The sequence below is a fragment of the Kitasatospora sp. NPDC127121 genome, assembly GCF_042677305.1.
Taxonomy (GTDB): domain Bacteria; phylum Actinomycetota; class Actinomycetes; order Streptomycetales; family Streptomycetaceae; genus Kitasatospora.
Window position 1 is genome coordinate 1 of record NZ_JBHXTQ010000142.1, and the last position, 8984, is coordinate 8984.

Annotated in this window: 9 protein-coding genes; 1 reads left to right on the plus strand and 8 read right to left on the minus strand. The window is 72.3% G+C overall.

Translation table 11 applies throughout. The features are described 5' to 3' along the window. Positions 1–213: 213 nt before the first annotated feature. The 8 genes from ACFVHI_RS36575 to ACFVHI_RS36610 all read right to left on the minus strand — a co-directional run bounded on the left by ACFVHI_RS36575 (position 214) and on the right by ACFVHI_RS36610 (position 7419). On the minus strand, positions 214–1401 hold the full coding sequence (locus ACFVHI_RS36575) for an aliphatic sulfonate ABC transporter substrate-binding protein (protein ID WP_380346340.1): 1188 nt from the start codon (positions 1399–1401) through the stop codon (positions 214–216). Between the two features lie 195 nt (positions 1402–1596). Next, positions 1597–2916: a sulfate adenylyltransferase subunit 1 gene (locus ACFVHI_RS36580; RefSeq protein ID WP_380346342.1), complete on the minus strand. Its 1320-nt coding sequence runs from the start codon at positions 2914–2916 to the stop codon at positions 1597–1599. A 2-nt stretch (positions 2917–2918) separates the two neighbouring features. Further along, entirely contained in the window at positions 2919–3860 is a 942-nt protein-coding gene (gene cysD, locus ACFVHI_RS36585) for a sulfate adenylyltransferase subunit CysD (RefSeq protein WP_380346344.1), read from the minus strand. Then, a complete protein-coding gene (cysC, locus tag ACFVHI_RS36590; RefSeq protein ID WP_279634886.1) occupies positions 3857–4453 on the minus strand; it encodes an adenylyl-sulfate kinase in 597 nt (198 codons plus the stop codon). The genes cysD and cysC overlap by 4 nt, the downstream gene beginning before the upstream one ends. Positions 4454–4487: 34 nt before the next feature. Further along, the gene (locus ACFVHI_RS36595) at positions 4488–5189 is read right to left on the minus strand and encodes a phosphoadenylyl-sulfate reductase (RefSeq protein ID WP_063347097.1); all 702 of its coding nucleotides are present in this window, start codon (positions 5187–5189) and stop codon (positions 4488–4490) included. Then, entirely contained in the window at positions 5170–5415 is a 246-nt protein-coding gene (locus tag ACFVHI_RS36600) for a hypothetical protein (protein WP_063347096.1), read from the minus strand. The genes ACFVHI_RS36595 and ACFVHI_RS36600 overlap by 20 nt, the downstream gene beginning before the upstream one ends. Next, positions 5412–7136, minus strand: coding sequence for a nitrite/sulfite reductase (locus tag ACFVHI_RS36605; RefSeq protein WP_063347095.1), 1725 nt, complete (start codon positions 7134–7136; stop codon positions 5412–5414). The genes ACFVHI_RS36600 and ACFVHI_RS36605 overlap by 4 nt, the downstream gene beginning before the upstream one ends. Positions 7137–7335: 199 nt before the next feature. Continuing rightward, entirely contained in the window at positions 7336–7419 is an 84-nt protein-coding gene (locus ACFVHI_RS36610; protein ID WP_347878562.1) for a putative leader peptide, read from the minus strand. Positions 7420–7597: 178 nt separating this feature from the next. On the opposite strand from ACFVHI_RS36610, the gene ACFVHI_RS36615 reads away from it, so the two are divergent. Continuing rightward, entirely contained in the window at positions 7598–8890 is a 1293-nt protein-coding gene (locus ACFVHI_RS36615) for a YihY/virulence factor BrkB family protein (protein ID WP_079135509.1), read from the plus strand. The last annotated feature ends 94 nt before the right edge of the window (positions 8891–8984 follow it).

Below are 8984 nucleotides of genomic sequence, written 5' to 3' on the forward strand. Positions count from 1 at the left end.
CGCCGGCGGTGTCCGCCGAGGTGGTCAGTGCCGGGGTCATCCGGACACCTCCTGCGTGAGTGGTCTGGCTGAGGGCTGGCGGAGCGGGGGCCGGGGCCCGGCCCCGCCCGTCCCGGTGGGCATCGATCGCGGATCGACCGGGTGGGCGGGGGTCCGGACCGCGGAGTCGGGGCGGACTCGGCGCCGCGCGGTGCTGTTCGGCGCCGGGTGGCGCTACTTGGCGCCGAGTCCGGCGTCCGCCACGGGGCCCTGGCCCTTGGCCGCGAGCACCTTGTTGAGCAGGGTGAGGTCGTAGATGCCGTTCAGGTTGGCCCCCGCGCCAGCGGAACTTGATTTGGGCAGCTTGAGGAGCCCGGCGGTGACGGCGTGGTCGGCCTCGGCCTGGAGGGTGTTCGCCAGCGGGTCGTCGAGGAAGTCGATGTCGGCCCAGGCGGGGTCGAGGATGGCCGGCTCCAGCGCGTTGCCGGCCTCCTTCTTGATCGCCTCGTTGGCGTCGGCCTTGGCCTTGTCCGGGTTGGCCTTGATGAAGGCGTTGGTGTTCACCGAGCCGCGCAGCACGGCCTCCACCACGTCCGGGTGCTCCTTGAGGAACTTCTGCGAGACGATGATGTTGGTGATCACGAACTTCTTGTCCGGCCAGACGTCCTTCTCGTTGAGCAGGACCTTCGCGCCGAGGGTGACCAGCTTGGAGGCGGTGGGCTCGGGCACCCAGGCGCCGTCGATGGAGCCCTGCCGGTAGGCGTCGGGGGTGACCTTGTTGTCGGTGCGCACCACCGAGACGTCGCCGGCGCCGGACGCCGCGTCGACCTTGAAGCCCTTGCCCGCCAGGTAGTTGAGCAGCGCCACGTCCTGGGTGTTGCCCAGCTGCGGGGTGGCGATCTTCTTGCCCTTGAGGTCGTCCAGCGAGGAGATCTTGTCCGGGTTGACCACCAGCTTGACCCCGCCGGAGGCCGAGCCGCCGATGATCTTCAGGGACTGGCCGTCGGACTTGGTGTAGCCGTTGATCGCGGGGGAGGGGCCGATCCAGCCGATGTCGATGGAGCCGGCGTTCAGCGCCTCGATCTCGGACGGGCCCGCGTTGAAGACCTGGGTCTTGATCTGGGTGGCGCCCAACTCCTTCTGGAACAGCCCCTCCTGGAGGCCGACCAGGGCGGTGCCGTGGGTCAGGTTCGCGAAGTAGCCGATCTTCACGGTGTCCGCGGACAGCTTCGCGCCGGAGGCGCCGGCCGAACTGGCGGTGGAGTCGGCGCCCGCCTTCTTGTCGTCCGCCTTGGAGCCGTAGCTGCACGCCGACAGCAGGGTCACGGCGGTCAGGCCGGCCACGGCGGCCACCGCGGAGCGTCTGATCCGGCCGGCGTTGGGGCGGGCATGGGTATGCGAGGGGGCCAGGTTCGGTGCCATGGTGAAGTCCTGTTCATCGACGGACCGTCGGGAGGCGGTCTCGGGGACGTGGCGGTCGCCCGTCGGGGCGGCCGGGGGTCGCAACTCAGCGCTGTCGGCCCGCACATCGGGTCAGGCCGCCCTGGCCGCTGCCGAGGACGCCGCTGCCGATGCGGCCGCCTTCCTTGTCCATGTCCGAGAACGCCTCGCTGGGCATCAGACCCAGTCCTCCTCAGCGGGTTCGGTGGCGCGTACGGTCGCGAAGGCCTCGCCCGCCATGCCGGCGGTGAGGGTGGTGCCGTCGGCCGGGTCGATCAGCAGGAACGAGCCGGTGCGGCGGTTGTCGCAGTAGGCGTCGAGCGCCAGCGGCTCGGCGGTGCGCAGCACCACGTGGCCGAGGTCGTTGACGTTCAACCCCTCGGCGCCGGAGCGCTGTTCGAGGGTGTCGATGTCGATGCGGTAGGTGATGTCCTTGACCAGCGCGCGCACGGTGCGGGTGGTGTGCTTGAGCAGGACCTTGTCCCCGGCGCGCAGCGGGCGCTCGTTGAGGTGGCTGACGGTGGCCTCGATGTCCCTGGTGGGCGCGGGGATCACGCCGGCCGCGATCAGGTCGCCGCGGGAGACGTCGAGGTCGTCGGCGAGCCGGACGGTGATCGACTGGGGCGCCCAGGCGAGGTCCGTCTCGCGGCCGAGCGCGTCGATCCCGGCGACGGTGGTGGTGTGGCCCGAGGGCAGCACCGTCACCGGGTCGCCGACCCGCAGCACGCCGGAGGCCAACTGCCCGGCGTAGCCGCGGTAGTCGGGGTGCTCCTCGCTCTGCGGGCGGATCACGTACTGGACGGGGAAGCGGGCCGGAGCGGCGTCCGGGTCGCTGCCGACCGGGACGGTCTCCAGGTGCTCCAGCAGGGTCGGGCCGCCGTACCAGTCCATGTGCGCGGACGGCTCGACGACGTTGTCCCCGGCGAGGGCCGAGATCGGCACGGCCACCACGTCGCCCACGCCGAGCGAGGCGGCGTAGGCGGTGAACTCCTCGGCGATGGCGGCGAAGACGGGCTCGGCGTAGTCGACCAGGTCCATCTTGTTGACGGCCAGCACCACGTGCGGCACCCGCAGCAGCGCGGCGACGGCGGCGTGCCGGCGGGTCTGCTCGACGACGCCGTTGCGGGCGTCGACCAGCACCACGGCCAGTTCGGCGGTGGAGGCGCCGGTCACCATGTTGCGGGTGTACTGCACGTGCCCGGGGGTGTCGGCGAGGATGAACCGCCGCCGGGGGGTGGCGAAGTAGCGGTAGGCCACGTCGATGGTGATGCCCTGCTCGCGCTCGGCGCGCAGGCCGTCGGTGAGCAGCGCGAGGTCGGGCGCGTCCTGGCCGCGGTTCAGGGAGGCGCGTTCGACGGCCTCCAGCTGGTCGGCGAGCACGGACTTGGAGTCGTGCAGCAGGCGGCCGACCAGGGTGGACTTGCCGTCGTCGACGGATCCGGCGGTGGCGAAGCGCAGCAGCGACGTGGCGGTGGCTTCCTGGGTGGTGCTGGTCATCGTTAGAAGTACCCCTCGCGCTTGCGGTCTTCCATCGCGGCCTCGGACAGCTTGTCGTCGGCCCGCGTCGCGCCGCGCTCGGTGAGGCGGCTGGCGGCGATCTCGGCGATCACGGCCTGGATGTCGGTGGCGTCCGAGTCGACGGCGCCGGTGCAGGACATGTCGCCGACGGTGCGGTAGCGGATCAGCCGCCGCTGGACGGGCTCGTTCTCCTTGGGGCCGCCCCACGCGCCGGCGGTCAGCCACATGCCGGCGCGGGCGAAGACGTCCCGCTCGTGGGCGTAGTAGATCTCCGGGAGGTCGATGCCCTCGCGCTCGATGTACTGCCAGACGTCCAGCTCGGTCCAGTTGGACAGCGGGAAGACGCGCACGTGCTCGCCGACGGCGTGCCGGCCGTTGTACAGCGACCACAGCTCGGGGCGCTGGCGGCGAGGGTCCCAGGCGCCGAACTCGTCGCGCAGGGAGAACACGCGCTCCTTGGCGCGGGCCTTCTCCTCGTCGCGGCGCCCGCCGCCGAACACCGCGTCGAAGCGGTTCGTCTCGATGGCGTCGAGCAGCGGGACGGTCTGCAGCGGGTTGCGGGTGCCGTCCGGGCGCTCGCGCAGCCGGCCGTCGTCGATGAAGTCCTGGACGTGGGCGACGTGCAGGCGCAGGCCGTACTCGGCCACGACGCGGTCGCGGTAGGCGATCACCTCGGGGAAGTTGTGCCCGGTGTCGACGTGCAGCAGCGAGAACGGCACGGCGGCCGGGTGGAAGGCCTTGAGCGCCAGGTGCAGCATGACGATGGAGTCCTTGCCGCCCGAGAACAGGATCACCGGGCGCTCGAACTCCCCCGCGACCTCGCGGAAGACGTGCACCGACTCGGCCTCCAGCGCGTCCAGGTGGGACAGCGCGAAGGGGGCGTCTTCGTGGGTGCGGACCGGGCCGTCGGTCGCGGTGGTCATGCGAGACCCCTCTCGGTCAGGAAGGCGTGCAGCTCGGCGGCGGACTCGGCGACCGCGCGGCCCTGCGTCTGGATCCGCAGCTCCGGCTTCTGCGGCGCCTCGTACGGGTCGTCCACGCCGGTGAGGCCGGCCAGCTCGCCGGCGGCCTGCTTGGCGTAAAGGCCCTTGACGTCGCGTTCGGCGCACAGCTCGACCGGGGTGGCGACGTGGACCTCCAGGAACTCGGTGCCGGCCGCCGCGTGCCGCTCGCGCACCGCGGCGCGCGAGTCGGCGAACGGGGCGATCACCGGGGCGAGCACCTTGACGCCGTGGGCGGCGAGCTTCTCGGCGACGAAGCCGATCCGGGTCACGTTGGTGTGCCGGTCCTCGCGGGTGAAGCCGAGGCCCTTGGAGAGGAACTCGCGGATCTCGTCGCCGTCCAGGACCTCGACCCGGTGGCCCTCGGCGCGCAGCCGTCCGGCCAGCGCGAAGGCGAGCGTGGTCTTGCCCGCGCTCGGCAGCCCGGTCAGCCACACGGTGGCGCCGCGCTCGCAGGGGGCGGCCGCGGGGGCCGCCTCCGCGGCTCCGTCGGCGGCCCGGGTGTGAGCTGTCACAGTCTCAAGTCCTTCGTCGGTAGTGGGGGGTGGGTCAGAGGTGGATGCCGCACTCGGTCTTGCCGGAGCCGGACCAGCGCCCGGCCCGGGCGTCCTCGCCCTCGGCGGGCTTGCGCGTGCAGGACCGCGGCGAGCAGCCGATCGAGGTGTAGCCCTCCCACAGCAGCGGGTTGAGCAGCACCCCGTGGGCGGCGACGTAGGCGTCCACGTCCTCCTGCGTCCACCGGGCGATCGGGGCGATCTTGACCTTGCGGCGCCGGGCGTCCCAGGACACCACCGGGGTGTCCGCCCGGCTCGGGGACTCGTCGCGGCGCAGCCCCGTCGCCCAGGCGTCGTAGCCGCCGAGGCCGCGGTTCAGCGGCTCGACCTTGCGCAGCGAGCAGCACAGGTCCGGGTCGCGGTCGTGCAGGTGCGGCCCGTGCTCGGCGTCCTGCTCGGCCACGGTGCGCAGCGGCCTGAGGGTGATGACGTTGACCGGCATGGTCGCGGCCACCGCGTCCCGGGTGCCGATGGTCTCCGGGAAGTGGTAGCCGGTGTCCAGGAACACCACGTCCACGCCGGGGAACACCGAGGAGGCGAGGTGGGCGACGACCGCGTCCTCCATCGAGGAGGTGACGCAGAAGCGGCGGCCGAAGGTGTCGGCGGCCCAGGCCAGGATCTCCTGGGGCGTCGCCTCCTCCAGCTCGCGGCCGGCCCGGACGGCTATCTCCTCGTAGTCAGTCGCCGCGCTGGTCACTGGACGAACCCCCGTCGGTCGCAGTCGAGTTGGGCGCAGTCATGATGGCCGCGTTCGAGGAGGTCGCGGTCGGGGCCGAGGCGGTCGGGGACAGCAGGCCGAGGAACTTCAGCTGGAAGGCGCGGCGGCACCCGTGGCACTCCCAGGCGCCGTGCCCGACCTCGGAGGGGCGCAGGTCCTCGTCCCCGCAGTACGGGCAGAAGAACGGTGCGGCACGCTCGCTCACGACAGCTGCTCCTCGCCGGCCCGGGCCGCCCACTGGGCGAAGCGCTCGCCCTCGGTGCGGTCGGCCTGGTAGCGGGTCAGGACGCGCTCGACGTAGTCGGGCAGGTCGTCCTTGGTGACCTTGAGGCCGCGGACCTTGCGGCCGAACCCGGCCTCCAGGCCGAGCGCGCCGCCCAGGTGCACCTGGTAGCCCTCGACCTGCTCGCCGTTGCCGTCCGGGACGAGCTGGCCCTTGAGGCCGATGTCGGCGACCTGGATGCGGGCGCAGGCGTTCGGGCAGCCGTTGATGTTGATGGTCAGCGGCTCGGCGAAGTCCGGCAGGCGCTTCTCCAGCTCGTCGATGAGCGTGCGGCCGCGCTCCTTGGTCTCGACGATGGCGAGCTTGCAGTACTCGATGCCGGTGCAGGCCATGGTGCCGCGGCGGAACGGCGACGGGGTGACCCGCAGGTCCAGCGCTTCCAGGCCGGCCACCACCGAGTCGACCTGGTCCTCGGCGATGTCGAGGACCAGCATCTTCTGTTCGGCGGTGGTGCGCAGCCGGTCGCTGCCGTGCGCGGCGGCGAGGTCGGCGATCTGGCCGAGCAGCCGGCCGTCGACCCGGCCGACGCGCGGCGCGAAGCCGATGTAGTACTGGCCGTCCTTCTGCCGGTGGACGCCGACGTGGTCGCGCCAGCGGCCGCTGGGCTCCTGCGGGGCGGGGCCGTCGACCAGCCGGTACGTGAGGTACTCGTCCTCCAGCACCTGGCGGAACTTCTCCACGCCCCAGTCGGCGACCAGGAACTTCAGCCGGGCGCGGTTGCGCAGCCGGCGGTAGCCGTAGTCGCGGAAGATGCCGATGACGCCGCCGTAGACGTCGGCGACCTCGTCCAGCGGGACCCAGGCGCCCAGGCGCACGCCCAGCTTGGGGTTGGTGGACAGCCCGCCGCCGACCCACAGGTCGAAGCCGGGGCCGTGCTCGGGGTGGACCACGCCGACGAAGGCGACGTCGTTGATCTCGTGCGCGACGTCCAGCAGCGGGGAGCCGGAGACGGCGGACTTGAACTTGCGCGGCAGGTTGGAGAAGTCCTTGTTGCCGATGAAGCGCCGCTGGATCTCCTCGATGGCGGGGGTGCCGTCGATGATTTCGTCCTCGGCGATGCCGGCCACCGGGGAGCCGAGGATGACGCGCGGGGTGTCGCCGCAGGCCTCGGTGGTGGACAGGCCGACGGCCTCCAGCTTCTGCCAGATCGCCGGGACGTCCTCGATCCGGATCCAGTGGTACTGGACGTTCTGGCGGTCGGTCAGGTCGGCGGTGTTGCGGGCGTACTGCTCGGAGACCTCGGCGATCGCCTTCAGCTGGGCGACGGTCAGCCGGCCGCCGTCGACCCGCACGCGCAGCATGAAGTACTCGGCGTCGAGCTCGTGCGGCTCCAGGATCGCGGTCTTGCCGCCGTCGATGCCCTCCTTGCGCTGGGTGTACAGGCCCCACCAGCGCATCCGGCCGCGCAGGTCGGCGGGGTCGATCGAGTCGAAGCCCCGGTGCGCGTAGATCGTCTCAATACGTGTCCGTACGTTGAGACCGTCGTCGTCCTTCTTGAACTGCTCGTTGGCGTTCAGGGGGGTGAAGTGGCCCATGCCCCACTGGCCCTCGCCGCGGTGACGGGTCACCTTGCGAGGCGCGGCGGGGCGTCGCGCGGCGGCGCGGTCGGCCGTGGGCTCGGCGGTCTCGGGGGTGGTGGCCATGATGAAGTCCTTCGGGGCAGATGGCTCTGACGCCGGGTGGGTCGCTGGGGGTGCGCGGCGGTGCGGTGCTGCTGTGACCTGCGGGTATTCCCAGGGCCGGGGAGAGCAGTGACCGTGGCCGGCCGGGCGCCCGCGCGTCCGCTCCAGCGGGGACTGCGAGGTGGGTGGCGCCCGGGTGCGGTGATGCGGCGGGGTGGGCTCAGATCGCCGGACAGATGGCGCTGGACACGCGAAGGAGATCGACGTGGAGTCGACCAACTAGGGTGGTTCCGGCGCTCGGCATGGCAAGAGATTGGCACGGCGCGGGACTTGCGGTCCACTAACATCCGGATGGTGGACGCTGATGTTTCGTTATGTGAGACAGCCGGGGATTCCCGCCGCTCCCCGCCCCGGCGCCCGTCCACGCGCCCGTACCCCGGGGGAGATCAACCGCGCGGCCCCGGCCCGATACCGTTAGACCCGTGCAAGCAGCAGGCGAGACGAGCAGACCGAACCCCGAACGGCCCTCCCGGCGCCGGGGCAAGGGCTCCCGACGCGCGGCCAAACAGGCCGCCTGGCGCCGTACGGCGTGGGAGCTGGTCAAGGACACCACCAACACCTGCGTCGAGTACCGGGTCACCGGACTCGCCGCGGAGGCGGCCTTCTTCACCCTGCTGTCGATCCCGCCGCTGCTCCTCGGCCTGGCCGGCACCCTCGGCTACCTCGACGAGTTCCTCGGGGCCGGCACCATCGACCGGCTCAAGCACGACATCGTCTCGGCCTCCGGGACGGTCCTGTCGGACTCGTCCGTCAAAGAGGTCGTGGTGCCGCTGCTGGACCAGGTCTTCGCCCACTCCCGGCCCGACCTCGTCTCGATCGGCTTCCTGCTGTCGCTGTGGTCCGGCTCCAGAGCGCTCTACATCTTCATCGACACCATCACCGTCATGTACGGGCTCGACGGCAAGCGGGGCATCGTCAAGACCCGGCTGATGTCCCTCGGCCTCTACTTCGGCGCCCTCGTCATCAGCTCCCTGGTGCTGCCGCTGCTGATGGCCGGACCCGGACTCATCGAGAACGCCGTGCCCGGCGTCGCCGGACTGGTCGGCGCCGCCTACTGGCCGGTCGCCATCGTGCTGCTGATCGTCTCCCTCACCACCCTCTACCACCTGGCCGTCCCCGTCTCCACCCCCTGGCGCGAGGACGTCCCCGGCGCCCTGGTCGCCCTGGTGGTGCTGGTCGTCTGCAGCGTCGCCCTGCGGATCTACCTGGTCAGCTCGGTCGAGGTCCCCTCGGTGTACGGCTCGCTGGCCGCGCCGGTGGCCGTACTGCTGTGGATCTTCGTGGTCGCCCTGGCCGTCCTCATCGGCGCCGCCATGAACGCCGCCATAGACCGCCGCTGGCCCACCCTGGAGACCGCCGACGCCCGCGCCGAGAACGAGCGCGCCCAGGAGGAGGCCGCCGCCGCCGTGGTCCGCGAGGTCGCCGCCAGGCGCGCCGCCGAACGGGCCCGGCGCGCCCGCGAACTCGGCCTCGCCGAAGGCGCCGAGGAGGAGTGGGGCGAGGAGGACGGCGACGACGTCGACGTCCCCTCCGAGTACCCGGAACGCTGGGCCGACGTCCTGGCCGCCGACAACGTCCGCGGCCGCCTCACCGCCCGCGGCGGGCCCCACCACCGGCCCGGGCCGCCCCCGCCGGACAGCGACCGGCCGGCCGGGCCGCCGCCGGAGCGGCGGGCGCCCGACTACCCGCCCCGGCCGCCGTGGGAGCAGCAGTAGCGCCCGGGGCTCCGGGCGCGACGGCGGACGCACACGGCCTCCCCCGCCTCCCGCGGGGGAGGCCCTGTGCGGCGGTTCGGCTCCCGACGCCGGC

Excerpts from the sequence above, each read along its gene's own strand:
- ACFVHI_RS36575 (WP_380346340.1), bottom strand. The coding sequence starts at position 1,401 with ATGGCACCGAACCTGGCCCCCTCGCATACCCATGCCCGCCCCAACGCC.
- ACFVHI_RS36580 (WP_380346342.1), bottom strand. The coding sequence starts at position 2,916 with ATGACCAGCACCACCCAGGAAGCCACCGCCACGTCGCTGCTGCGCTTC.
- cysD (WP_380346344.1), bottom strand. The coding sequence starts at position 3,860 with ATGACCACCGCGACCGACGGCCCGGTCCGCACCCACGAAGACGCCCCC.
- ACFVHI_RS36605 (WP_063347095.1), bottom strand. The coding sequence starts at position 7,136 with ATGGCCACCACCCCCGAGACCGCCGAGCCCACGGCCGACCGCGCCGCC.
- ACFVHI_RS36610 (WP_347878562.1), bottom strand. The coding sequence starts at position 7,419 with ATGCCGAGCGCCGGAACCACCCTAGTTGGTCGACTCCACGTCGATCTC.